The organism is Pantoea sp. 22096 (assembly GCF_052045955.1).
Taxonomy (GTDB): domain Bacteria; phylum Pseudomonadota; class Gammaproteobacteria; order Enterobacterales; family Enterobacteriaceae; genus Pantoea; species Pantoea alfalfae.
Window position 1 is genome coordinate 1,372,684 of the sequence record NZ_JBQEPW010000001.1, and the last position, 24,531, is coordinate 1,397,214.

A 24,531-nucleotide genomic window follows, 5' to 3' on the forward strand; every position below is an offset into this window, starting at 1 on the left:
AGGTTAAGACCCCTTCGGAAATTTATTGCATTTAAGTAAAAAGCAGTAAATTTTTCCCATCCGGGCCGGTGAAAAGATAAACTGCGCCCTGCCCTAAAACTGATTATATTTCTAACAGCAGCATCCGCTGCGTCCGGATAATCATTAACCAGAGAGGATGGTGAATGCCTTCACATGAAAAAACACGTCACAAGGAATTCTCACTGATACTTCCGCTTATCACGCTGGGTATACTCTATTTTTTTGGTGCAAACACCTCGTTTCCGATAATTGTCGGTATTAACTTAGTGGCGCTGGTTGCCATTCTGAGCAGCGCATTCAGCGTTGTGCGTCACGCTGACGTGCTGGCCCACCGCCTGGGTGAGCCTTATGGCTCGCTGATCCTGAGCCTGTCGGTGGTGATTCTCGAAGTGAGCCTGATCTCAGCGCTGATGGCGACCGGCGATGCCGCACCTGGGCTGATGCGCGATACGCTTTATTCGATAGTGATGATTGTGACCGGCGGGCTGGTGGGTTTTGCGCTGCTGCTGGGCGGTAACAAATTTGCGACGCAGTACGTTAATCTGGCGGGCGTAAAGCAATATCTCATCGCTATCTTCCCGCTGGCGATTCTGGTGCTGGTGTTTCCCAACGCGCTGCCGGGCGGCAATTTCTCGGTGGCGCAGGCGCTGCTGATTGCGGCGATTTCCGCGGCGATGTATGGTGTTTTCCTGCTGATTCAGACCAAAACGCATCAGAGCCTGTTTGTCTATGAGCATGAAGATGATAGCGATGATGGTGATCCGCATCATGGTAAACCCTCGGCTCACAGCAGCGTCTGGCACACCATCTGGCTGATCGTGCATCTGATTGCTGTTATTGCCGTAACCAAAATGAACGCCAACACGCTGGAAAGCCTGCTGACGGAGATGAATGCACCAGCACAGTTCACCGGTTTCCTGGTGGCCCTGCTGATCCTCTCCCCTGAAGGCCTGGGCGCGATTAAGGCGGTGCTGATGAATCAGGTGCAGCGCGCCATGAACCTCTTCTTCGGATCGGTGCTGGCGACCATCTCACTCACGGTACCGGCGGTAACCATTATCGCCACGCTGACCGGACAGGAGCTGATATTCGGGCTGGAGCCGCCGCAGATGGTGATTATGATGGCATCGCTGATCCTCTGTCAGATCTCCTTCTCAACCGGCCGCACCAATGTGCTGAACGGTGCTGCGCATCTGGCGCTGTTTATTGGCTATCTGATGACCATCATGCTGTAACGTCACCGGAGTTCAGGCGAAAAAAAAGAGCGATTAATCGCTCTTTTTTTGCAGCAAACTTACTTGCTGGTATCGAGTTCCGGGAAGCTTTTCACCAGATCGTCAATCGCTTTCATCTGCACCAGGAACGGCTCCAGCTTATCCAGCGGCAATGCAGATGGGCCATCACACAGGGCATGTTCCGGATCCGGGTGCGCTTCGATGAACAGACCGGCAATGCCGACAGCCATACCGGCACGCGCCAGCTCTGCCACCTGCGCACGACGCCCGCCGGATGCTGCGCCAAACGGATCGCGCGTCTGCAGCGCATGGGTCACATCGAAAATCACCGGGCTGTTTTTGGTGACTTTCTTCATCACGTTAAAGCCCAGCATATCGACAACCAGATTGTCATAGCCAAAGTTGCTGCCGCGATCGCACAGGATAACCTGCTCGTTGCCACCTTCAGCGAACTTATCCACGATGTTGCCCATCTGACCTGGGCTGACGAACTGCGGCTTCTTGACGTTGATAACCGCACCGGTTTTCGCCATCGCTTCCACCAGGTCAGTCTGACGCGCCAGGAAGGCCGGCAGCTGAATCACATCCACCACTTCGGAAACCGGCTGCGCCTGTGCCGCTTCATGGACATCAGTGATAATCTTCACGCCGAACGTCTGCTTCAGCTCCTGGAAAATCTTCATCCCCTCTTCCAGGCCAGGGCCACGGTAAGAGTGAATGGAGGAGCGGTTCGCTTTATCAAACGACGCCTTAAACACGTAAGGAATACCGAGTTTATTTGTTACGGTGACATAGTGCTCGCAGATGCGCATCGCCAGGTCGCGCGACTCCAGCACGTTCATCCCGCCAAACAGTACAAATGGCAGATCGTTTGCAACGTTGATATCGCCAATACTCACGACTTTCTGTGTCATGCCCTTTCCTTTTCAGTGGGTCCGCTTAGTGCAGCGTGACCTGTTTTTGTTCGATTGCGTGAATCTGAACTTTGATCATTTCGCTGACCGGATCTTCAGGACACTGCTCAACGAAATAGTTTAAATCACTCAGGGCGATATGTTCGCACTCCAGCTGCGCGTAGATCAAACCGCGATCGCGGATTTCATAAGGATCATCCGGATCGATACGCAACAGCACCTGACTGACATTCAGCGCCAGCTCCATCTTCTTCTCTTCCATCAACGCTGCTTTCAGCGTGTCGAGCATCTTGCGCATCACGGTGACGGTTTTGGCTTCATCAAGATCATCGTCATACAGACGCGCGGTAGGGCTGATATTGCCTTTCAGCCACACTTCCAGCGTATGCCGGTCAAGGGTTTCACCATTGAATGGGTTGATCATCCACTTATCGCCATCAATCCAGTCGGCGCGCAGAATCAGCTGCGTCGGAAAGATCACCGGCATCAGCGGCAGTTCCAGCTCGGCGGCGATATGCAGCAGAATCACGCCCAGTGACACGGCGGTGCCCTGACGGGTCTTTAATACATTGTCGATCCAGAGCGCATCAGAAAGATTGTAGACGCCGCTGGCACCGCCAAATCCCCACTGGCGATAAAACAGTTCCAGCAGCTTTTCCAGCTGCATGTCAGCATCTTCGATGTCGCTGACATAGTCGCGCGCTTCGGCGACTAACGCCGCAAGCTGCGCTTCCACCGACACCGCCGGGAAATCGGCGCGGATGGCAAGCGTGGCACCAATCACCGCTTCACACAGCGGTGTCTGGCTGAAATCTAATTGTTCGGTCGAGGTCATGCTATCCCCATAACGGCATTTTGGTCAGCGCCAGCGTAATGATGGTCACCAGGGCGATTAACGCCACCAGAAAAGCGATCCAGCGGGTGCGATCAGTGCGTGGACGGCGACTCAATGCCACAAATCCTAAGGCGATGTAGATGATAACCGCTAAAAGCTTCTCCGTCAGCCAGCTTCCTTGTGGCGTGAAGGGATAGAAGTGGGTAATCACCACCAGCAAGACCCCAGTCAGCAGTAACAGGGTATCGTTAACGTGCGGCAGAATGCGGACCCAGCGTTTTGTCATCATCGCCGAACCACGGCGCAGCCAGTAAAACCGCAGCAGAAACAGCGTCACGGTCAGCACGACCGTTAAGATATGCAGATTTTTAATCAGGGGATAAAAAGCAAACATCATGAATCCTTTTCAAAGCGCTTTTATGAAGGGAACTGACCCAGCGTCACACGCGGATTACCGCCGTAATCGGCGACGGTTTCAACGGCGTGATAGCCATTATTCCGCATCAGCGTGGCCACCGCCTCACCCTGCTGCCAGCCATGTTCCAGCAGCAGCCAGCCACCCGGCAGCAGCCACGCGGGCGCCTGCCCGATGAGCGTGCGCAGATCGGCCAGTCCCGCTTCATCCGCCACCAGCGCGCTGCGCGGTTCAAAACGCACGTCGCCCTGCTCCAGGTGACTGTCGCTGGCATCAATATAGGGTGGATTGCTGACGATGAGCGTAAAGCGCTGCGGCGTCAGCGCCTGGAACCAGTGACTGAGCAGAAAGGTGGTATTAGGGAGGTTGAGCTGTGCTGCATTGCTGCTCGCCAGCTCAACAGCGGCTTCAATGCGATCCACGCCGGTCACCTGACAGTCGGGCCGCTCGCTGGCCAGCGCCAGCGCAATCGCCCCGGTGCCGGTGCCCATATCCAGAATGGTCGAGGGCGTCGCGGGCAGATGCGCCAGCGCCTGCTCAACCAGCAGTTCGGTATCCGGGCGCGGGATCAGCGTGGCGTCACTGACACGTAACGGCAGCGACCAGAACTCGCGTTCGCCCACCAGATGCGCCACCGGTTCACCCCGTGCACGCCGTGCCAGCAGGCTGTCCAGCTGTGCGAGTTGGGCATCGCTGAGCACCGTTTCATCGAAGGCAATTAACCAGCTGCGCGATTTGCCGGTCACGAAACCTAACAGGATCTCTGCGTCACGCTTCGGACTGTCACCCCCGCACAGCGTGGCGACAGCCTGTTTCAGCCAGTGACGAATATCCATTAATCCTGACCAGCCAGCGCTGCCAGCTGATCCGCCTGGTACTCCTGCACAATTGGCTCAATCAGGCTGTCGAGTTTGCCTTCCATTACTTCGTCCAGACGGTAGATTGTCAGGTTGATGCGGTGGTCAGTCACGCGGCCCTGCGGGAAGTTATAGGTACGGTTACGGTCAGAACGATCGCCGCTGCCCAGCAGGTTGCGGCGGGTACTGGCTTCGGCAGCGTGACGGCGGGCCATCTCTGCCGCGTGAATACGGGAACCCAGCACCGCCAGCGCTTTGGCTTTGTTTTTATGCTGAGAACGTTCGTCCTGACACTCCACCACGATGCCGGTTGGCAGGTGGGTAATACGGATCGCAGAGTCGGTGGTGTTAACGTGCTGACCGCCTGCGCCGGATGAGCGGAAGGTATCGATCTTCAGGTCACCAGCGTTGATTTCCGGCAGTTCCGCTTCCGGAATTTCCGGCATCACGGCCACGGTACAGGCTGAGGTATGAATACGGCCCTGGGATTCGGTCTCCGGCACACGCTGCACACGATGTCCGCCTGACTCAAATTTCAGGCGGCCATAGGCACCGTCGCCGGTGACGCGGGCAATCACTTCTTTGTAACCGCCATGCTCGCCTTCGTTGGCGCTGATGATTTCCACACGCCAGCGACGCGCTTCGGCATAGCGGCTGTACATGCGGAAGAGATCGCCGGCGAAGATCGCGGCTTCATCGCCGCCCGTTCCGGCGCGCACTTCGATAAAACAGGCGCGCTCATCGTCGGGATCTTTCGGCAGTAACAACACCTGCAACTGCTGCTCCAGCACGTCACTCTTCTCACGCGCTTCCTGCAACTCTTCCTGCGCCATATCGCGCATTTCAGGATCGTCGAGCATCTGCTGCGCCGTTTCGATATCGTCCTGAACCTGCTGCCAGTCGCGGAAGCAACGGGTCACATCGGTCAGTTGAGCATATTCACGTGACAGCGCACGGAAACGCTCCTGATCGGCGATCACGCCAGCATCACCCAGCATGGCTTCCACTTCTTCGTGGCGCTCCTGCAGGGCTTCCAGTTTGGCAACTATAGAGGTTTTCATTTAAATGTGGGATTCCCGTAAACAGGTGGCGACAGCGGTGTGCCTAATCGAGACCCAGGCTGTCGCGTAAAATCTGCAGGCGTTCATTATCGCCATCGCGGGCGGCCTGCTGAAGTGATTTGGTTGGCGCATGTATTAAACGGTTGGTCAGCTTGTGCGCCAGTTCCTGCATGACTTTCTGCGGATCGGCACCCTGCTGCAGCGCCTGCAGCGCACGGCCTTCCAGCTCAGCACGGATATCCTCCGCCTGAGAACGATATTCACGGATGGTATTCACCGCACCCTGTGAACGCAGCCACGCCATGAATTCGCTGCTTTCCTGAACGACGATGCTTTCGGCCTGAACCGCGGCCGCTTTGCGCTGCGCCAGGTTCTGCTCGATGATCGCCTGCAGGTCATCCACGCTGTAGAGATAGGCGTTAGGCAGATCGCCGACTTCCGGCTCTACGTCACGCGGCACGGCAATATCCACCAGCAGCATGGGTTTGTTGCGGCGCGCTTTCAGGGCGCGCTCCATCATCCCTTTGCCAATAATCGGCAGCGGACTGGAGGTTGAGGAAATTATGATGTCGGCTTCGGCCAGACGGGCATCGATCTCCGCCAGCGTGATCACTTCCGCGCCGACTTCCGACGCCAGCGCTTCGGCACGCTCGCGGGTACGGTTCGCGATGATCAGATTTTTCACCTGATGTTCACGCAGATGACGTGCCACCAGCTCAATGGTTTCACCCGCGCCAACCAGCAACACATTGACGGACGAGAGGGATTCGAAGATTTGACGGGCCAGCGTACAGGCGGCAAACGCCACTGACACCGCATTGGCACCGATATCGGTTTCCGTGCGTACGCGTTTGGCAACAGAGAAGGTTTTCTGGAACATGCGTTCCAGTTCACTGCTCAGCGCATGACCGCGTGAGGAGTCGGCAAACGCTTTTTTTACCTGACCGAGGATCTGGGGTTCGCCCAGCACCAGTGAATCGAGTCCGCTGGCGACGCGCATGAGGTGACTGACCGCCTCGTTGTCCTGATGCCAGTAGAGGCTGTTGCGCACATCCTCTTCATCCAGCTGATGATAATTGCATAACCAGCTCACCAGACGCGCCTGTAAATCGGCCTGCTGCTCTACACTGAGGTAGAGTTCCGTCCTGTTACAGGTGGACAACACCACGCCGCTCTGCACCATTGGCTGTGATAACAGGCTGTTCAGCGCCTGCTCAAGCGTCTCCGGCCCGAACGAAACGCGTTCGCGCAGAGCAATGGGGGCAGTCTTGTGGTTGATTCCGAGAGCGAGCAGCGTCATGGCGGTTTTGGTTGGGATGTCCCAATAATGTCAGGGTTTTGTGAGGCGCATTCTACAAGATGCGACAGATCAAGAAAAGCCATACAAAGGCTATGACTGTAATAAGATTAACCTGTTCGTGCTCAATTTGCTGCATAACAGCATTGACGGTTAAAACCGGGACGGTTAGCGTTATCCGTTACGAATAATAAATGTGTCCGAGGAGATGACCACTTGATGCTTAATTCACCACGCAATCTGTTGCGCCTTTTGCCCCTTGCCAGCGTGCTGCTGGCGGCCTGTAGCGTCAACAAACCGCAAGGTCCCGGCCCCAGCGTTACCGCGCCACAGTGGCAACAGCATCAGCAGGCGGTCTCAAAGGTCACGCACTACCAGACCCGCGGCGCCTTTGCCTACCTCTCTGACAAGCAGAAAGTCTACGCCCGCTTCAACTGGCAGCAGACCGCACCCGATCGCTATCGCCTGCTGCTGACCAATCCGCTCGGCAGCACTGAACTGCAGCTTGATGCGCAAGGCTCGGTGGTGCAGATCGTCGATAACAAAGGCAAGCGCTACGTCAGTAACGATGCGCAGAAAATGATCTCGCAGCTGACCGGCATGAACATTCCGCTGGCCAATCTGCGTCAGTGGATGATGGGTCTGCCAGGCGATGCCACGGATTATAAACTTAACGATAGCTATCAGCTGAGCAGCCTCAACTACAGCCGCGACGGTCAGAACTGGCAGGTTTCGATTGCGGGCTACGACAGCAAGGTTACCCCGCCGCTGCCGTCAAGCCTGGAGCTGAAAGAGGGCGATCAGCGGATTAAACTGCGTATGGACGGCTGGACCGTTCAATGATCACCCACTGGCCTGCCCCGGCAAAACTGAATCTTTTTCTCTACATCACTGGCCGTCGTCCCGACGGCTACCACAACCTGCAGACGCTGTTTCAGTTTCTCGACTACGGTGATGAACTGCAGATTAGCGTCGATCACAGCGATTCTGTTCAGCTGTTAACGCCGGTGCCGGGCGTCGCGGATGCGGACAACCTGATTGTGCGCGCTGCGACCATGCTGAAACAGGCGGCACAGGACAACCATCGCCTGCCCGCACGCGCAGGTGCGCAGATTGCTATCGAGAAAAGGCTGCCTATGGGCGGCGGAATCGGTGGCGGCTCTTCTGATGCGGCGACCGTGCTGGTGGCGCTGAATCATCTGTGGCAAACCGGCTTCACACCGGATGAGCTGGCGGCAATCGGCGTGAAGCTGGGAGCGGATGTACCGGTCTTTGTGCATGGCTTTGCGGCCTTTGCAGAGGGCGTGGGTGAACAACTTCAGCCCGCAGCGCCGGAAGAAAAGTGGTATCTTGTCGCCCATCCCGGTGTGAACATCAGCACACCCGTGGTATTCAACGACCCCGGGCTGACGCGGGATACGCCATCGCGCAGTTTATCGACGCTTTTAGCCTTACCCTTCACCAATGATTGTGAAGCAGTGGTAAGAAAACGTTTTCGTGAGGTTGATGCGCTTGTTTCCTGGCTGCTAGAATACGCGCCGTCACGCCTGACTGGCACAGGCGCTTGTGTGTTTGCTGAATTTGACACCGAGTCCGCCGCCCGCCAGGTGCTGGAGCTTGCCCCGAATGGGGTACGCGGATTTGTAGCCCGGGGCGTTAATGTCTCGCCGTTACAGCGTACCCTGCGAGGCGATTAGCGAATGCGTGACAGTGTCACCCCGTTCCAGACACTGCACGTTTCGCATTAACACACCCGTGTGAACGTCTATGACCGTACGCGCCGGTTACAGTCATGCCGTTCATTCTCTGGACGCAAAGCCTGAGGTTCTTCTCGTGCCTGATATGAAGCTATTTGCTGGTAACGCCACCCCGGAACTAGCACAACGTATTGCCAATCGCCTTTACACCAGCCTGGGAGACGCCGCTGTAGGCCGTTTCAGTGATGGTGAAGTGAGCGTACAGATTAATGAAAATGTACGCGGTGGTGATATTTTCATCATCCAGTCCACCTGTGCTCCCACCAACGATAATCTGATGGAACTGGTTGTGATGGTCGACGCGCTGCGTCGTGCTTCTGCTGGTCGTATTACCGCAGTCATCCCCTACTTTGGTTATGCCCGTCAGGACCGCCGCGTGCGTTCCGCGCGTGTGCCCATCACCGCTAAAGTAGTGGCAGACTTCCTTTCCAGCGTCGGTGTTGACCGTGTTCTTACGGTTGACCTGCACGCCGAGCAGATCCAGGGCTTCTTCGACGTCCCGGTTGATAACGTATTTGGCAGCCCGATCCTGCTGGAAGATATGATGCAGATCGGTCTGGAAAACCCGATTGTTGTTTCTCCCGATATTGGTGGCGTAGTACGTGCCCGTGCTATCGCTAAACTGCTGAACGACACCGATATGGCTATCATCGATAAACGCCGCCCTCGCGCGAACGTTTCTCAGGTGATGCACATTATCGGTGACGTTGCTGGCCGCGACTGCGTGCTGGTCGACGATATGATCGACACCGGCGGCACGCTGTGCAAAGCGGCTGAAGCGCTGAAAGAACGGGGTGCCAAACGCGTATTTGCTTACGCGACGCACCCGATCTTCTCCGGCAATGCGGTTGAAAACCTGCGTAAATCTGTACTCGACCAGGTCATCGTCTGCGATACCATCCCGCTTTCTGACGAGATTAAGTCACTGCCGAATGTGCGCACGCTGACCTTATCTGGCATGCTGGCCGAAGCGATTCGCCGCATCAGTAACGAAGAATCGATCTCGGCGATGTTCGAGCATTAATCTTCGCGGAACCGGGCCCTGTGCCCGGTTTTTTTATCTCTGCCGTATGGATTAACGCGCTTTTTTTTCTGACTTTTCCCCGATAAATTTCCTTTTAATCCCCTATTTTCAACGCCTCCCACTCTTTTACTAAAACGCGATGTTCCCCCGCTTCTGCCGTTAAGCGTTAAGTGGTAATTTGCTGCGCATTTCCCATCAGAATTCAGCCACCATGAGCCTCGATATCTACACATTGTTTGTCTGCGAGCTCTATGTACTGGGGTTTCTGAGCATCATTATGGTTTTTGCCTGGGTGGGGTCGCACTATGACCGCGTTCTTGGCTTCACCTGCCTGTCACTGATTTTCACCCTGATTGCCGTATTCTTAAGCAGTCTGCGCAGCAGCGGCCTGCATTTTCTGCCGGTTGCAGTGGGCAATGTGTTAGTGATGCTCGCTTATGGCGGATTATTAAATGCGTTCCGGCGCTTCTGCGGTAAACCTATCGGCACGCACTGGCTACTGGGTGCTCTGCTCTGGGCACTCCTCTGCTGCTTTCCGGCGTTTTATTACAGCTTACCCAAACGGGTACTGGTATTGTGTATCGCCTGCGTTGCTTATACTGCCGCACTGATCCAGCTGGTCTGGCAGGCGCGTGACACGCTGAAAGCCACTTTCTGGCCTGCCCAGTTGCTGTTGTGGATCCACCTGCTGTTTCATCTGGCGCGCCTGTTTCTGGATAGCGCCATTCCCAGTACACAACCTGGGGCGATTGGCGGATCGGACTTCTCGGTTTACGTGATTCTGGAATCCATTCTGTTTGTCATCGGCCTGACGTTTACCATTCTGGCCATGGTAAATGAGCGGATGCAGATCGCGTTAAAACACACATCCCTGCACGATCCGCTGACCAGCGTCTGGAATCGCCGCGCCCTATTTGCTGAAGCGGAGAAAATAGTGGCGCGCTGCCGCCGTCAGAACCGGCCGTTCAGCGCGATACTGTTCGACCTCGATCATTTTAAAAGCATCAACGATCGGTATGGCCATCATCAGGGCGACCAGATTTTGATTCACTTTTGCGAAATTGTCAGAGGATTGATACCGGCTGAGGGGCGTTTTGCACGACTGGGCGGCGAAGAGTTTGCGGCCATCATTCCGGCTGAAGCACGGGATGCAGAGGCGTGGTGTGAGGCGATCCGGCTGGCAGTCTGTGCATCGCAACCCAATGAAATTGCCTGGTCGGTCAGCATTGGCTTTGCCACGGTCACGCACGGCCAGCAGGATTTTGAGAGTTTACTGGCGCTTGCTGATGCGGCGCTCTATCACGCCAAAGCCAGTGGCCGGAACTGCACAGCGCAGCATCCGGTCCCGGCAGCCATCAGTTAGTGGTGGGAATTGTGTGACCGGCGGCAGCGCTTGTCATAGTGACGCAGCCAGTAATAGCGATCTTCAATTTTTTCACGGCCACTGATACGCGCGCCCACCAGCCACATCAGTGCGCCAATAAAGATGCTCAGAATCGCGCCCTGCGCCAGAAACTGCGGCAAATCGAGTGACGGCAGCTGGTTCATGATTGAAAACCCAACACCCAACACCATTGTGACTAATCCCAGTACCATCAAGCTGTTACCCGCTACGCGGCAGTGTTGATGTTTCATGCTGCACCTCCATCCATATGAGTTAATAACCGCACACAATGTTAAGTGCCATAAGTTTAGGCAATGGCTGGGGTCCACGTTGCGGACTGGATCACACATCAGCCATAAAGAATGACCTGGCCCTGAATGCAGCCTGTTGATTCAGATGGAAAATGATTAATCACCGTTCTGAACCATTTCAATGCTTGTGCTTTGTCATCTCGCCTGTGGCGAAGTAAACTAACGCCCTTTCGCGATAACAGCAGGATAATCATTGTGAGCAGCATTAAACTGATTGTGGGACTGGCCAATCCGGGCGCTGAATATGCCGCCACACGCCACAATGCGGGTGCCTGGTATCTGGATCTACTGGCTGAGCGCCACAATCAGTCACTGAAAGAGGAAAGCAAATTCTATGGCTACACTGCACGCCTGGCGATAGCCGGCGAGGATGTACGCCTGCTGGTGCCGACCACCTTTATGAACCTGAGCGGTAAAGCGGTGGCGGCAATGGCGACCTTTTATCGCATCACGCCAGAAGAGATTCTGGTGGCGCATGATGAACTCGATTTGCCGCCCGGTGTGGCAAAGTTCAAGCAAGGCGGCGGCCATGGCGGCCATAACGGGCTGAAAGACATCATCAGCAAGCTGGGCAACAACAATAATTTTCATCGGCTGCGCATCGGTATCGGGCATCCCGGCGATCGCAACAAGGTGACCGGATTTGTGCTGGGCAAGCCGCCCGCCAGCGAGCAGAAGCTGATTGATGAGGCCATTGATGAGGCGGCGCGCTGCACCGAACTGTGGCTGAAAGAGGATCGCATCAAGGCAATGAACCGGCTGCACGCCTTCAGGCCTGCTTAAACGCCCGAATCGTCGTGATTCCGTGTATAATGCGCGAAATTTTTCCATTCGTCTCCGACAGTCCGCCTTATGGCGTGCTGTCCATCCAGTTATAAAGGGTATCAAACCATGGGATTCAAATGCGGTATCGTGGGCCTGCCGAACGTCGGTAAATCCACTCTGTTTAACGCGCTGACTAAAGCGGGCATCGAAGCGGCTAACTTCCCCTTCTGTACCATTGAGCCAAACACCGGCGTGGTACCCATGCCTGACCTGCGTCTGGACCAGCTTTCTGAGATTGTTAAGCCACAGCGCGTGGTGCCGACTACCATGGAATTCGTCGATATCGCGGGCCTGGTAAAAGGCGCGTCCAAAGGTGAAGGCCTGGGCAACCAGTTCCTGACCAACATTCGCGAAACCGAAGCGATCGGCCACGTGGTGCGCTGCTTTGAAAACGACAACATCATCCACGTTGCGGGTAAAGTAAACCCGGCGGAAGATATTGACGTGATCAACACCGAGCTGGCGCTGTCCGATCTGGAAACCTGTGAGCGTGCGATTCAGCGTGTGCAGAAGAAAGCCAAAGGTGGCGACAAAGATGCCAAAGCCGAGCTGGCTGCGCTGGAGAAGTGCCTGCCGCATCTTTCTGAAGCGGGCATGCTGCGTTCACTGGATCTGGATGCTGACGACAAAGCGGCCATCCGCTATCTGAGCTTCCTGACCCTGAAGCCGACCATGTACATTGCTAACGTCAATGAAGATGGTTTCGAGAATAACCCGTACCTGGATCAGGTGCGTGCTATCGCCGAAGCAGAAGGTTCAGTCGTCGTGCCGGTGTGCGCCGCCGTTGAGTCGGACATTGCCGAACTGGAAGATGAAGAGCGTGAAGAGTTCATGGCGGAGCTGGGACTGGAAGAACCGGGCCTGAACCGCGTTATCCGCGCCGGTTACTCGCTACTGAACCTGCAGACCTACTTCACCGCTGGCGTGAAAGAAGTGCGTGCCTGGACCATCCCGGTTGGCGCCACTGCCCCACAGGCAGCCGGTAAAATCCATACCGACTTCGAGAAAGGCTTTATCCGCGCCCAGACTATCGCGTTTGAAGACTTTATCGCCTACAAAGGCGAGCAAGGCGCGAAAGAAGCCGGCAAGATGCGTTCAGAAGGTAAAGAGTACATCGTGAAAGATGGCGATGTGATGAACTTCCTGTTTAACGTCTGATTGGGTTGATGCCATATGAGGTTTTACTGAATCTCATGAAGATGCAAAAATCTTTAAAATCCACGCAACTGCGTGGATTTTTTATTGTGCGGTCGGGCGTAAAATTCATGCGGAGACGTCCTCTCCACCAGCCGAGCTTCAAAACAGGCTCAGATCGACCCCGCCCCAGGCGTATCAGACGGTGCCTTCAGCATGTTATTGCACCAGGTTATGCTGCAGGGAATATTTCACAATATGGGCATTATTGGTAAATTTCATTCGCTTCATCATGCGTGACTTATAGGTGCTGACGGTTTTATTGCTGATGGAGAGCGCATCGGCTATCGCATTAATCGACTCCCCGTGGGCCAGCATGATCATGATTTGCCGTTCGCGCATTGTCAGGCTCTCATGAGGCGCACGATTATTGCTCTGGTAGTCGGAGAAAATAATCTCCTGTGCCAGATCGTGATCGATATAGCGTGATCCCTGCGCCACCGTACGAATCGCGTTGAGTAAAACATCAGGTGCTTTGTCTTTGGTGATATAGCCCAGCGCGCCATTATTTAACACCCGCCGGGTAATCTGCGGTTCGTTGTACATACTCAATACCAGAATGTGCAGCCCAGGATAGAGAGGCATCAGGCGGGTAATCAGATCTTCTCCGCTCATGCCAGGCATCGAAATGTCCAGCAGCAGCAGATCGACTTCGTGCTGACGCAGACGCTCCAGCACCTGGCCGCTATCCGATGCTTCGCATACCACGTCGATATTGTCATCAAGAGCAAAAATTTGCTTCAGACCTTCGCGCATAATGGCATGATCGTCGGCAATCATCAGACGTATGCATTTACTCATCGGTTAATACTCCCGGTTTTCGGACTGGATGCTTCTGATTTAACGCTTACAGAGAGGGGGAACTTCAGTTTAACCCGGGTCCCTTTTCCGGGCGTGCTATCGATGGTCGCTTCTCCATTTAGCATGCGTCCTCGCTCCCTGATGCCGTGCAGCCCACACGTCCCTTTCTTCACACGATTCAGATGAAACCCTTTACCGTTATCGACCACTTCGATGAGCAGCGCATCCGGCTTGAGTTTGACGAAGATATACACATTGCTGGCTCTGGCATGGCGGATGACATTGGTGAGGGACTCCTGTACCACGCGAAAGGCCGCCGTCAGCGTCGCCTCATCCAGCACCACGGTGTGTTCATCAGGTGCCAGCAAAATGCAGCGGATACCATTGTCTTTTATAAACTGATCGCGCAACCATTCCAGCGCCGGAATTAACCCAAGATTGAGAACATTAGGCCGCAGGCGCGTCGAAACATCGCGCACCACCTGAATCGTGCTGTCCAGATGCACCATCAGCTGCTGTATTTTTGCCTGCTGCGCTTTGACAGACTGATCTTTACGCATCGCCAGCAGCGACAATCCGGTGCGCAGCGCGGTTAAATGCTGCCCCAGCTCGTCATGAATATCACGCGCAAGCTGTTTTTTTTCCGCTTCCCGCGCCCGCTCCAGATTATGAGTTAACTGCCGCAACTCCTCTTCGGTCTTGCGGATTGCGGTGATATCGCGCCCAACCGCCAGCACGCTAACCAGCTCGCCCTGTAAATCATATTCCGGCACGCAGCGCACATGCAGGGTGCGTTTATCACCCTGATGCTTTACCACCAGCTCATCTTCGGCCACTTTCTCATCAACCATCGTGCGTGAGACCAGCTTAAACAGGCTCAGTCCAATCCCCCCGCGTTGCACGCTTTCGGTCAGCGGCATCCGACTGATATCGTTTTCGCTAAGATTAAACCAGCTGCGGACCGCCAGGTTGGCATAGAGGCAACGGGTCTGCAAATCAAAACGTAAAATGAGGTCGGGAGAATTTTCCACTACCTGATGCAGCTGTTTTTCCCGCAGTTGCTGCTGCTCTTTTTGCCTACGAATTTCATGCATATCACGCACAATGCATAAGATATGCAGCTCATCATCCTGGTGATATCCGCTACAACTCACCTCTACGGGAAAAACGTCATGCCGACCGGTATGATGTGAAGTGAATTGTATCCCTTCAGGGCGGGTACTCAGTTTCCACCACAGGGCAAAAACATCATTGTCGCGCAGTTCTTTATCTATGATGTCAAAGCTAAGTTGCGAAAATGCCTCACGGGAATATCCCGTCAACTGGCAGGCTTTATCGTTGACATATTTGATATGCAGCTGGCTGTCTATCAAATATATCGCATCATGAATTTTGTTTAAGGCAATATTTGATAAGCCGGTGATATTAATTTCGTGATTTTCATTCTGACCTGATACACCCTGTAAAAGCATTATTCCCTCCACGAATTTATCATGCCGCAGAGAATAACGTCCCGACGGCATAATAGTCATAACCCGCTAAATATTAACGAGCTGATAAGCTTAGCAGTTAAATTGCCATTTATCGTAAGCCCGGGTTCATGCGTAAATCCTCCCTTTCAATGTTTCCCGCGCGCGTGAGAGTCGGGAACGCACGGTGCCGACCGGGATGGCTAAATGCTGAGCGATATCCTGATAGCTGCCCTCCTCCTCCACAAGGATAGACAGCATAACCCTGACGTCTTTCGGCAAAATTTCCAGGGAGGCCAGCGTATGACTCAGTAATTGTCTGTTTTCCGTCAGATCGCTGGGATCGTTATCCAGCATCAGATCGGCGACAACCTCATCATTAAGGTTATCAAACAGATAGTGCATCTGTTTCGACTTGTAATAGTTGCGAATTAAATTAACTGCGATGCCAAACACCCAGGTTTCCGGACGGGATGCGCCGCGAAACTTATGGCAGTTAGACAACACTTCCAGACAGGTCATTTGCAGGATGTCATCAGCATCTTCATGGCTGGCAATACGTTTTCGAATGAAATTTAACAGCTTCTTATTATGCGTAATGAAGATCTCATCCCAGTTTACGTTAATTGATAAGGGTGACTCTGCGACAGCGGATACGAGCGTTGAATTAATCATTTTCTTATCTCTCTGAGTAGTGGCTATTGATTGCCTGACATAGCAAGAGATATGCCATCCGCCGCTCAGCAAATAACCCACTGTTTATGAAAACAATTAATTCTTAATACAGAATTATCTGAGACAGTTTTTACCTTTCCTTATCGCTGAATAATGCAAAAAATTGCACTGATTTCCTGGCGAAATTATTCGCCCTTTTTTTTACTGCTTTTTTCGGAACCGACAGGCGTGCTTTGACACAGAAAGATAGTAATAACCACTGAGGATGGCTGGCGATGCTCAAAATACAACATGCGATACCGGCGCTGGCGCACTCGCTAAAAGCTCTGCATAAAAATACGCCACAGGCAGCAGGTAAAAACGACCTGCCGGATAATGTCCGCGCGCGGGAATCGTCACTGAATGACGCGATGGAAGAAATTGGTGCCACGTTCAGTGAAAAGATGGAGCGCAGGCAAAAGGCGCAGAACCGCCGTAACGCGTCACGTAACCCGCAGCGTGTCAAGCATGCGATCAGCAAAGTCGGTGAGCTGAATGCGCTATTTTCCCTGCTCGATGGCGGCGATGAACAGCAAACGCTGGAGCAGATGGCGTGGCTGCGCAGCGTCCTGCGCCAGAATCCGCCACCGGATAGCGACACACTCCTTGAAAAGACCGGCGGCGATCCGGCACGTACCGCCCTGTTACTGCGTATGCTCGGCGAACAGGCACAGGATGAAGGCGACGGAGAACTGGCCGGGCTGGCCGGAACCCAGCTGAATAAGCTACAGCAGACTCACGGCCAGGCCATTCGTGCAGGCAACAACACGGCGTCAGCCATCGCCGGGTACACCTGCGATCCGCAGCGTAAACAGTCGTTGCGCAACCTCTATTACGACGGCATCGTCCACCAGCAGTCCGCAACAAGGATGCTGGATATGCTACTGGAGCTGATCGGCTCACGTAATCTGATACCGACGCTGCGTACTATGCAGCGCGCGCTGGCGGATGATATCGCCGCGCTTGCCCCCTCAATCAGCGTCATGACTCTCGGACGTATCCACCGCGGACTGCGCGATGCTGCCGGGATAAGCCAGACGCTAAGCGACAGCACGACTTTTTTGCAGCGTATGCGCAGCAAATTGCCCGGTGTTGCCATGAACAGCCTGACTCTGGCGCGCCGGATGTTGCAAATCAGCCATAACGGCGCTTATCAGAGTGATTTCACCGGGCTGGCGGATGAGATTGTTGGCCAGAACAGGCAGCATCTGCCGCTCTTTTTTAGTTCGCTTTTTCCGCTCCTTCACAGCGTGCCTGCCTCGCTGTGGCCCGCCCAGGAAAACCGCGACAACGCGTTAAAACTGCTGCGCGGCATGATTACGGACGTCACCAAAACTGAGCAGCAACAGCAACGCCGCAACCGGAACGCTGCGTCGTGAGGCAACAAAGATGAATACCCTGTTTCAGATACTGAATCGCATCGCTATCAGCGCCATGCAACGCTCCGAAGTGGTCGGTGCGGCTTTTGCCATGGCGCTGGTGTTTATGCTTATTATTCCCTTACCGCTGCCATTAATTGATGCGCTGATAGCGGTGAATATCTGCCTGTCATCTCTGCTGGTCGTGCTGGCCATGTATCTGCCCAAGCCGCTGGCGTTCTCGACCTTTCCCGCCGTGCTGCTGCTCACCACCATGTTCCGTCTGGCACTCTCAATCTCCACCACCCGCCAGATCTTAATTCAGCAGGATGCGGGCCATGTGGTGGCGGCTTTCGGTAATTTTGTGGTGGGCGGCAACCTTGCAGTTGGGATGGTGATGTTCCTGATCCTGACTGTGGTGAACTTCCTGGTCATTACCAAAGGTTCCGAAAGGGTAGCCGAAGTGGCCGCGCGTTTTACCCTTGATGCGATGCCCGGTAAGCAGATGTCCATCGACAGCGATCTGCGCGCCGGACTGATTGATGGGGTACAGGCCAGAAACCGGCGTAATGCACTGGCAAAAGAGAGTCAGTTATTCGGGGCGATGGATGGCGCGATGAAGTTTGTTAAAGGTGACGCCATCGCCGGGCTGGTGATTGTCGTGATTAACCTGATTGGCGGCATCAGTATTGGCGTGCTGCAGCTGGGCATGCCGGCCGGCGAAGCGATGCATATCTACTCGATTCTGACCATCGGTGACGGACTGATTGCGCAGATCCCTGCGCTGCTGATCTCGCTGACCGCCGGGATGCTGATTACCCGCGTCTCGTCCGACGATGAACAGACGGTCAATAATAATATCGGCCGCGAGATTGCCGAGCAGTTAACCAGCCAGCCGAAAGCCTGGCTGCTCTCATCCATGGGTATGGTGGGCTTTGCCCTGCTGCCGGGTATGCCAACGGCAATTTTTTTACTGCTGGCCGCGCTGACGATGATTAGCGGCGGTTTTCAGATCTGGCGCGTCAGGAAGACCCTGAACCTTGCGCAGCCACAAATGGAAAATGAGGTCATTCCCCCTGAGCTGAACGGCAAGGAGGATTTACGTCAGTTTAACCCGACACGGCCTTATCTGATCAATTTCTCCTCCTCATGGCGCGGCCATACGGAGATGCTGGAGCTGGTGCAGGATATTCGCCGCCTGCGTAACCGTATCGTTTACCACTTCGGCTTTACCCTGCCCGCGTTCGATATCGAGTTTCTCGACCAGCAGACGGAAGATGAGTTTCGCTTCTCGGTTTATGAAATCCCGAAAGTAAAAGGCACATTTAACGTGTCGCACCGGGCGGTGAAACGCCGCTGGCTGGAGGAGATCGCGTCCGCTGACAGGGAAAGCGTGGCAGAGGGCGATGCGCGGCGTCAGGAAAACGATCTTATCTGGCTGCCGGCGGATCATCCGCTGCTGCAAAACGAAGAGGTCGAGCGCTGGACCGCGCGCGAACTCCTGGTCAAGCGCATGGAGAACGCGATTCACGCCAGCAGCCCGCATTTTATTGGTCTGCAGGAAACCCGCGCGCTGGTGAGCTGGCTGGAATCAGAGCAGCCGGAGCTGTCGCAGGAGTTGCAGCGCGTGATGCCCCTCTCACGCTTCTCCAGCGTCCTGCAAAAACTGGTGTCAGAACGTATTCCGCTGCGATCGGTTCGGGCCATTGCCGAAGCGCTGATCGAGCATGGGCAGCATGAGCGTGACATCGGGCTGCTGACCGACCAGGTGCGCATCTCGTTAAAAAACCATCTTTGTTACCAGTATGCCCGTCCGGACGGCCTGCATGTCTGGCTGCTGACACCGGAACTGGAAGAACAGTTGCGTGACTCGCTTCGTCAGACGCAAAACGATCTCTTCTTTGCGCTAACCCATGAGCAGATCAGCGCCATTCTTCCGGTCATCGCCAACGCATTCCCGGCTGACACCCCGGAAAGCGCCGTGCTGCTGGTCGCCCAGGATCTGCGCAGCCCGCTGCGCGGGCTTATCCAGGAAGAGTTCCACTATGTGCCGGTGCTCTCGTTTGCAGAGCTGCAACCTAATCTCGCAGTAAATGTGCTGGGGCGTATAGAGCCTGATCCAGCCGCTTACTCGCTTACCACGTGGGAGAGTTAATCATGTTCGAACTGCGCGTGCTGTCTGGCCTGCATTTAGGCGCCGCGTTACCCCTCTTCGGCGATAAATGGCTGATTGGTCACGCTGATGAGGCCGATCTGATGCTTAGCGATGCTTGCGTTGCTGCCCGCCAGTGCGAGTTGCGCCGTGAAGAGACTCAGTGGCGGGTAAAACCGGAGGGCGGGGAAGCCTGTGGCATTAACATTGAGGAACCTTTTCTGGTCGCTGACGTCTGGCTCTGCGTTGCGCGTATCGACACGCCGTGGGCCGCCTGTATGCCGCCTGCCACCCCTTCTGTGCCCGAAAAATCTGCTGAAACGCCGACTGAGGCCGTTCCCCCTGCCGCCGCCCGTAAAGGGATACTCACCCGCAGCATCCGTACGCTGACCTGGAGCCTGATGCTGCTGCTCACCCTGACGGTAACGAGCTGGGTTTTGCAGCCCACCGTTGCCCAGACTCAGGTCACCTCCTCCCGGCCACTGAGCACCCCCGCAGCATTGCAGGCGCCGTTAGAGAAAATGTTGCGCGAACGCGATCTGGCGAGCCTCGTGAAAGTGGACATGCATAACCAGCGGTTGCGTCTTACAGGCCGCCTCAGTAAGCCACAGATGCAAATCTTTAAACGAATGCTGGAGCGTTTTAACGCAACGTACACCAGCGACCTCCCGCTGGATAACCAGGTCAGGCTGCTGAAGGTCAGGCTGCCGTTTCGCATTGTGCAAATCACCACCGGTAGTCGCGCCAATATCGTCACTGATGATGGGCAGCGTCTGTTTATCGGCGATGAAGTCGACAACCTGCGGCTGGTGGCGATTACCAGTAACCAGATCGAGTTTAACGGGCGCGATAACATTAAGGTGAGCTGGTGATGACGATGGCGCTGGAGCAGTGGTATCAACAGCAGCGGCGGCGGCTGACCAGCTTTTCGCCGGTCGAAAGTTTTGGCCGCATTACCGGGATCAGCGGGATATTGCTCGAAAGCAGCCTGCCCCAGGCGCGGATTGGCGATCTCTGCCAGATCGCCCGGGATGACGGGCAAAGCGTGCTGGCAGAGGTGGTCGGCTTTAACCCGCAGCACACCCTGCTCTCCGCCCTTGGCCAACTCGACGGCATAGCCCGGGGCGCGCGCGTGGTTCCGCTGTGCCTGCCGCACAGTATTGTGGTGTCGGACGCCCTGCTCGGCAGCGTACTTGACGGCTTCGGCCGTCCACTGGATTCAGACCAGCCTGGCGCGTTCGCCCTGCCCGGTACGGTGGATGATGCGGCAGGCGTACTGGGCGATGCCCCGGCACCCACCGATCGTCCGCGCATCGATACGCCGCTGCCGACCGGCATTCGCGCCATTGATGGTCCGCTGACTCTCGGCGTGGGACAGCGGGTGGGGATCTTCGCCGGTGCGGGCTGCGGGAAAACCACCCTGCTGGCGGAGATTGCCCGTAATACGCCCTGCGATGTCATTGTCTTTGGTTTGATTGGCGAGCGTGGGCGCGAATTGCGCGAGTTTCTTGACCACGAGCTGGATGAGGCGCTGCGCAGCCGTACGGTACTCATCTGCGCCACCTCCGATCGCAGCAGTATGGAACGCGCCAGGGCCGCTTTTACCGCCACGGCCATCGCTGAAGCCTGGCGCGATAAGGGCAAGAGCGTGCTGTTGATCCTCGACTCCCTGACTCGCTTTGCCCGCGCCCAGCGTGAAATCGGTCTCGCGCTGGGCGAACCGCCGGGTCGTGGCGGGCTGCCGCCTTCGGTTTATACCTTATTGCCCACCTTGCTGGAGCGTGCAGGACAGACCTCACGCGGGTCTATTACCGCCCTCTATTCCGTGCTGATTGAAGCCGATTCAATGAACGATCCGGTCGCGGATGAAGTGAGATCCCTGATTGATGGCCACATTGTGCTGACCCGTCGTCTGGCGGAGCGCGGTCACTACCCGGCTATTGATGTGCTGGCAAGTCTGAGCCGTACCATGAGCAACGTCGCGACTCGCGAGCATATCCGCGACGCCACGCAGCTGCGCCGCATGATGTCCGCCTGGCAGCAGGTAGAGATGTTGATCCGCCTGGGGGAATACCAGCCGGGGCACGATGCCATGACCGATGCGGCGGTATCGGCTCAGGAGGCGATAAATGGCTATCTGCAACAGGCGATGCACGCGCCCTGCGGGTATGACGACACACTGCACCACTTAGCGGAGGTAAGCCAGCATGCGCCGTCATCCGTTACCTGATCACGACATCACGACTGAAGAGAGCAGCACTGAATTGCAGCAGGCCTTCTCTCTGCTGCTGCCGATTCGCCGCCAGCGCTTACGCCGCAGCGAACGTTTGCAACGGCAAGCGGAGCAGGCTCTGTGCGAAACACAACGTCAGTCTGCCGAAACGGAACAACAGCTTGAAGTCGCACAACAACATTATCAGCAGCTGCGCGATAGCTTTGCCGGACACCACCAGTCGGGGCTGCAAAAACAGGAGCGACTGATCGGAGGATTGACCCGGGAGCGTCAGGCCAGCGACGCGGTGAGTGGGCAGCGTAATCAGCTGCAACAGTGCCGCGCACAACAGGTCATGCAACAGCAACAGGTGCAGCACGCACAGCAGCAAACACAGGCGCGTCTGCGCGATGTGGAAAAAATGGAATATCTGATGGCGCACAGCGAGGCATTACGATGACAGCCTTACCCCATCCCCCGCAAACTCATCCAGCGCCGCCTGCACGCCCGGAGGTGCAGCGCCGCTCCCCGCAGACCGGCCATTCAGATGCCGCAGCGTCCGAGCGTAAATCCCGTGCCGAGCCGTTTCGCGAAGAGTGTTCGCTGTTTGACGCGCTGTTGCTCACCCCAGGCGAACTGCCGCAACCGCTGATTACACCGTGGGAAGGCTCGCCCTCTTTTGGGTCACAGTTACCCCATGAGCCGGTGCCTTCCGCCTCTCCGGTCAGAGCCTGGCAACAACTGGAGCCTCCCCTGTGCGCCATGGTGGAAAAGCAGCCCGCCGGCCCGGTATCGATGACGCTGCTGCTGCCCCTTTTAGGCGAAGTGGATGCCCGCCTGAGTCCTTTTGCCGCGGGCTGGGATATCAGCCTGCGTTTTGCGTCACCCGCCATGACGATGATGGCGGCCCATCAGGAGCGCTGCCGGGAGTCACTGCGCCGCCGGATGGCCTGCGCGGTGCGCCTGCGCTTTGAGCAGCGTGGAGGCCGGGCATGAAACCCTTGTCCCTGCGCACGCTGCCGCGCGAGGAAGCCAGCCTGCGCCAGCGTATCGGCCACGGTCTGGGTTATCCCTTTACCCTTGCGGGCGAAGCGGGTGAGCTTCAGCTGCGGCTCGCCACGCCCGGCGAGCGGCCACCGACACAGAACTTCTCCTGCAAAGCGGGAGGGTTATCTCTGTCGGGGAGTGAAGCGCTGCTCAGTCTGTTTTCCACCTGCCCGCTGCTGCCAGAACCCGGGGCGTGCGCTGACTGGTACTGGCCGCTCTTTAATCAGCATCTCAGCCCGGCCCTGCGCACGCTGTTTGGCGACCTGGCGCCGCAGGACGCACTCTGCGCACCGGCTGAGGGGATGTGGCTTGCGATTAGCGTCACGATGGGTGAGGCGCAGGCGCAAAGTCAGTTATATCTTGCGCCCGCCACACTTGCGGTGTTGTTGAACCAGCCTGGCTGGGCTCCGCTCCCTGCACCGCTTTGCAGCGCCCTGCCGTTATCGCTGCCGATCGATCTGGGTGCAGTGTCGTTTGCCCCCTCGCAGTTACGCACACTTCGCCCCGGCGATGTGATTTTCCCTGCTACCTCGTATTTTTTCCCGACCGGTCGCGGCGAGCTTCGCCTTGCGCAATTGCACCTTGAGGGCGAATTGCTGTTCGGGGAGGGGCATCCTGCCCGTTTTCTTATTACCCGTCTGGAGAATAGTTACATGAATGTGACCCCCGAAGATAATCTGCCTGCCGATACCCCCCAACCGGATGAAGGCCTGACTGAAACAACGGTGCCTGTGGCCTCACCTTTTGATGCGCTGCCGCTGGCCTTAACGGTACGCTGCGGCCATCTCAGGCTGACGCTGGGTGAGTTAAATCGTCTGGATGTCGGCTCGACGGTGACGGTCGAAAATGTCGTCCCCGGTGAAGCACTGCTGTGTCACGGCGAGTTTCCGCTGGCGAAAGGTGAACTGGTCGATGTCGAAGGGCGTCTGGGGTTGCAGATTACTCATATGCTGCCGGGCGTGGCGAGCGTCGGGGATGTGAACAGGTGATTCCGATGGAGATGGGGCCACTCAACCCGATTATGCTGGCGCTGTTTCTCGGCGCGCTGGCACTGCTGCCGATGATGCTCATTATCTGTACCAGCTTTTTGAAAATTACAATGGTGCTGCAATTGACGCGCAACGCGATGGGCGTGCAGCAGGTGCCGCCGACGATGGCGCTCAACGGCATTGCGCTGGCGGCAACGCTTTTTATTATGGCGCCGGTATTCAGCGATATGACCGAGCGGCTGAAAGCGATCCCTGTCGATTTCAGCAGTATGGAGCGGCTCGACTATACCGCCACGAACGGTATCGAACCGCTGAAAATGTTTATGCATAAAAACACCGATCCGGACATCGTCATCCATCTGCAGGAAAATGCTCAGCGTATGTGGCCAAAGAAAATGGCGGCTTCGGTCACCCCCGACAATATGCTGCTCATTATCCCGGCCTTCGTTCTGTCGGAACTGCAGAATGGTTTCAAAATCGGCTTTCTGATCTTTATTCCTTTTATTGTCGTTGACCTGATCGTCTCGAATATCCTGCTGGCGCTCGGGATGCAGATGGTGTCGCCGATGACCGTTTCGCTGCCACTGAAGATCCTGCTTTTTGTGCTCATCAGCGGCTGGACGCGGTTGTTAGACGGTCTGTTCTACAGCTATTTATGA

Annotated in this window: 25 protein-coding genes; 15 read left to right on the plus strand and 10 right to left on the minus strand. The window is 55.9% G+C overall.

From position 1 onward, the window contains the following. The first annotated feature begins 164 nt into the window (after window positions 1-164). Complete coding sequence (gene chaA / locus ACTJKZ_RS06345; protein WP_161735587.1) at window positions 165-1,256, plus strand: sodium-potassium/proton antiporter ChaA; 1,092 nt, start codon at window positions 165-167, stop codon at window positions 1,254-1,256. A 59-nt stretch (window positions 1,257-1,315) separates the two neighbouring features. On the opposite strand, the gene kdsA is transcribed toward chaA, so the two are convergent. The 6 genes from kdsA to hemA are packed head-to-tail and all read right to left on the minus strand — an operon-like array spanning window position 1,316 to window position 6,638. Beyond that, a complete protein-coding gene (gene kdsA, locus ACTJKZ_RS06350; protein ID WP_033732390.1) occupies window positions 1,316-2,170 on the minus strand; it encodes a 3-deoxy-8-phosphooctulonate synthase in 855 nt (284 codons plus the stop codon). Between the two features lie 25 nt (window positions 2,171-2,195). Next, the gene (sirB1, locus tag ACTJKZ_RS06355) at window positions 2,196-3,005 is read right to left on the minus strand and encodes an invasion regulator SirB1 (RefSeq protein WP_161735585.1); all 810 of its coding nucleotides are present in this window, start codon (window positions 3,003-3,005) and stop codon (window positions 2,196-2,198) included. A 1-nt stretch (window position 3,006) separates the two neighbouring features. Next, complete coding sequence (locus ACTJKZ_RS06360) at window positions 3,007-3,399, minus strand: SirB2 family protein (RefSeq protein ID WP_161735626.1); 393 nt, start codon at window positions 3,397-3,399, stop codon at window positions 3,007-3,009. A 23-nt stretch (window positions 3,400-3,422) separates the two neighbouring features. Further along, window positions 3,423-4,256 (minus strand): peptide chain release factor N(5)-glutamine methyltransferase, encoded by an 834-nt coding sequence (gene prmC, locus ACTJKZ_RS06365; protein ID WP_161735584.1) that lies wholly within the window; start codon window positions 4,254-4,256, stop codon window positions 3,423-3,425. Further along, entirely contained in the window at window positions 4,256-5,338 is a 1,083-nt protein-coding gene (gene prfA, locus ACTJKZ_RS06370; protein ID WP_161735582.1) for a peptide chain release factor 1, read from the minus strand. Before prfA ends, prmC begins: the two co-directional genes overlap by 1 nt. A gap of 43 nt (window positions 5,339-5,381) precedes the next feature. Further along, a complete protein-coding gene (hemA, locus tag ACTJKZ_RS06375) occupies window positions 5,382-6,638 on the minus strand; it encodes a glutamyl-tRNA reductase (protein WP_013357619.1) in 1,257 nt (418 codons plus the stop codon). 216 nt (window positions 6,639-6,854) lie between these two features. Here hemA and lolB point away from each other — a divergent pair, with 216 nt between their 5' ends. The 4 genes from lolB (at window position 6,855) to ACTJKZ_RS06395 (ending at window position 10,779) form a co-directional block, all read left to right on the plus strand. After that, window positions 6,855-7,478 (plus strand): lipoprotein insertase outer membrane protein LolB, encoded by a 624-nt coding sequence (gene lolB / locus ACTJKZ_RS06380; protein WP_033782873.1) that lies wholly within the window; start codon window positions 6,855-6,857, stop codon window positions 7,476-7,478. After that, a complete protein-coding gene (gene ispE, locus ACTJKZ_RS06385; protein ID WP_135909089.1) occupies window positions 7,475-8,332 on the plus strand; it encodes a 4-(cytidine 5'-diphospho)-2-C-methyl-D-erythritol kinase in 858 nt (285 codons plus the stop codon). Before lolB ends, ispE begins: the two co-directional genes overlap by 4 nt. 136 nt (window positions 8,333-8,468) lie before the next feature. Next, the gene (gene prs / locus ACTJKZ_RS06390) at window positions 8,469-9,416 is read left to right on the plus strand and encodes a ribose-phosphate diphosphokinase (RefSeq protein WP_003850825.1); all 948 of its coding nucleotides are present in this window, start codon (window positions 8,469-8,471) and stop codon (window positions 9,414-9,416) included. A gap of 211 nt (window positions 9,417-9,627) precedes the next feature. Beyond that, a complete protein-coding gene (locus ACTJKZ_RS06395; RefSeq protein ID WP_147788275.1) occupies window positions 9,628-10,779 on the plus strand; it encodes a GGDEF domain-containing protein in 1,152 nt (383 codons plus the stop codon). On the opposite strand, the gene ychH is transcribed toward ACTJKZ_RS06395, so the two are convergent. Next, entirely contained in the window at window positions 10,776-11,051 is a 276-nt protein-coding gene (gene ychH, locus ACTJKZ_RS06400) for a stress-induced protein YchH (RefSeq protein WP_013357614.1), read from the minus strand. The two genes, ACTJKZ_RS06395 and ychH, sit on opposite strands and share 4 nt — an antisense overlap. Before the next feature lie 255 nt (window positions 11,052-11,306). On the opposite strand from ychH, the gene pth reads away from it, so the two are divergent. Both pth and ychF read left to right on the plus strand, forming a co-directional pair. Continuing rightward, window positions 11,307-11,894 carry an aminoacyl-tRNA hydrolase gene (pth, locus tag ACTJKZ_RS06405; RefSeq protein ID WP_440829372.1) on the plus strand — a complete coding sequence of 196 codons (588 nt, stop codon included), beginning with the start codon at window positions 11,307-11,309 and terminating at the stop codon, window positions 11,892-11,894. Window positions 11,895-12,002: 108 nt separating this feature from the next. Beyond that, window positions 12,003-13,094 carry a redox-regulated ATPase YchF gene (ychF, locus tag ACTJKZ_RS06410; RefSeq protein WP_161735574.1) on the plus strand — a complete coding sequence of 364 codons (1,092 nt, stop codon included), beginning with the start codon at window positions 12,003-12,005 and terminating at the stop codon, window positions 13,092-13,094. A 195-nt stretch (window positions 13,095-13,289) separates the two neighbouring features. Here ychF and ACTJKZ_RS06415 read toward each other — a convergent pair whose 3' ends face one another. From ACTJKZ_RS06415 to ACTJKZ_RS06425, 3 genes are all read right to left on the minus strand, one after another. Beyond that, entirely contained in the window at window positions 13,290-13,931 is a 642-nt protein-coding gene (locus ACTJKZ_RS06415; protein WP_260058028.1) for a response regulator, read from the minus strand. Beyond that, window positions 13,928-15,463 (minus strand): PAS domain-containing sensor histidine kinase, encoded by a 1,536-nt coding sequence (locus tag ACTJKZ_RS06420; protein ID WP_440829373.1) that lies wholly within the window; start codon window positions 15,461-15,463, stop codon window positions 13,928-13,930. The genes ACTJKZ_RS06415 and ACTJKZ_RS06420 overlap by 4 nt, the downstream gene beginning before the upstream one ends. Window positions 15,464-15,529: 66 nt before the next feature. After that, window positions 15,530-16,075 carry an RNA polymerase sigma factor gene (locus tag ACTJKZ_RS06425; RefSeq protein WP_260058026.1) on the minus strand — a complete coding sequence of 182 codons (546 nt, stop codon included), beginning with the start codon at window positions 16,073-16,075 and terminating at the stop codon, window positions 15,530-15,532. A 275-nt stretch (window positions 16,076-16,350) separates the two neighbouring features. Here ACTJKZ_RS06425 and sctW point away from each other — a divergent pair, with 275 nt between their 5' ends. From sctW to sctR, 8 genes are read left to right on the plus strand one after another with little or no spacing between them, the layout of a single operon-like run. After that, complete coding sequence (gene sctW, locus ACTJKZ_RS06430) at window positions 16,351-17,493, plus strand: type III secretion system gatekeeper subunit SctW (protein ID WP_440829374.1); 1,143 nt, start codon at window positions 16,351-16,353, stop codon at window positions 17,491-17,493. Window positions 17,494-17,503: 10 nt separating this feature from the next. After that, window positions 17,504-19,627 (plus strand): type III secretion system export apparatus subunit SctV, encoded by a 2,124-nt coding sequence (gene sctV, locus ACTJKZ_RS06435; protein WP_440829375.1) that lies wholly within the window; start codon window positions 17,504-17,506, stop codon window positions 19,625-19,627. Window positions 19,628-19,629: 2 nt separating this feature from the next. Then, window positions 19,630-20,496 (plus strand): FHA domain-containing protein, encoded by an 867-nt coding sequence (locus ACTJKZ_RS06440; protein WP_440829376.1) that lies wholly within the window; start codon window positions 19,630-19,632, stop codon window positions 20,494-20,496. Continuing rightward, window positions 20,496-21,854: a type III secretion system ATPase SctN gene (gene sctN / locus ACTJKZ_RS06445; protein WP_440829377.1), complete on the plus strand. Its 1,359-nt coding sequence runs from the start codon at window positions 20,496-20,498 to the stop codon at window positions 21,852-21,854. Before ACTJKZ_RS06440 ends, sctN begins: the two co-directional genes overlap by 1 nt. Beyond that, on the plus strand, window positions 21,832-22,296 hold the full coding sequence (locus tag ACTJKZ_RS06450) for a type III secretion protein (RefSeq protein ID WP_285085831.1): 465 nt from the start codon (window positions 21,832-21,834) through the stop codon (window positions 22,294-22,296). The genes sctN and ACTJKZ_RS06450 overlap by 23 nt, the downstream gene beginning before the upstream one ends. Next, the gene (locus ACTJKZ_RS06455) at window positions 22,293-22,832 is read left to right on the plus strand and encodes a type III secretion system HrpP C-terminal domain-containing protein (protein WP_440829378.1); all 540 of its coding nucleotides are present in this window, start codon (window positions 22,293-22,295) and stop codon (window positions 22,830-22,832) included. The genes ACTJKZ_RS06450 and ACTJKZ_RS06455 overlap by 4 nt, the downstream gene beginning before the upstream one ends. Further along, a complete protein-coding gene (locus ACTJKZ_RS06460) occupies window positions 22,829-23,872 on the plus strand; it encodes a FliM/FliN family flagellar motor switch protein (RefSeq protein WP_440829379.1) in 1,044 nt (347 codons plus the stop codon). The genes ACTJKZ_RS06455 and ACTJKZ_RS06460 overlap by 4 nt, the downstream gene beginning before the upstream one ends. 5 nt (window positions 23,873-23,877) lie before the next feature. Beyond that, window positions 23,878-24,531: a type III secretion system export apparatus subunit SctR gene (gene sctR / locus ACTJKZ_RS06465; protein ID WP_260058014.1), complete on the plus strand. Its 654-nt coding sequence runs from the start codon at window positions 23,878-23,880 to the stop codon at window positions 24,529-24,531.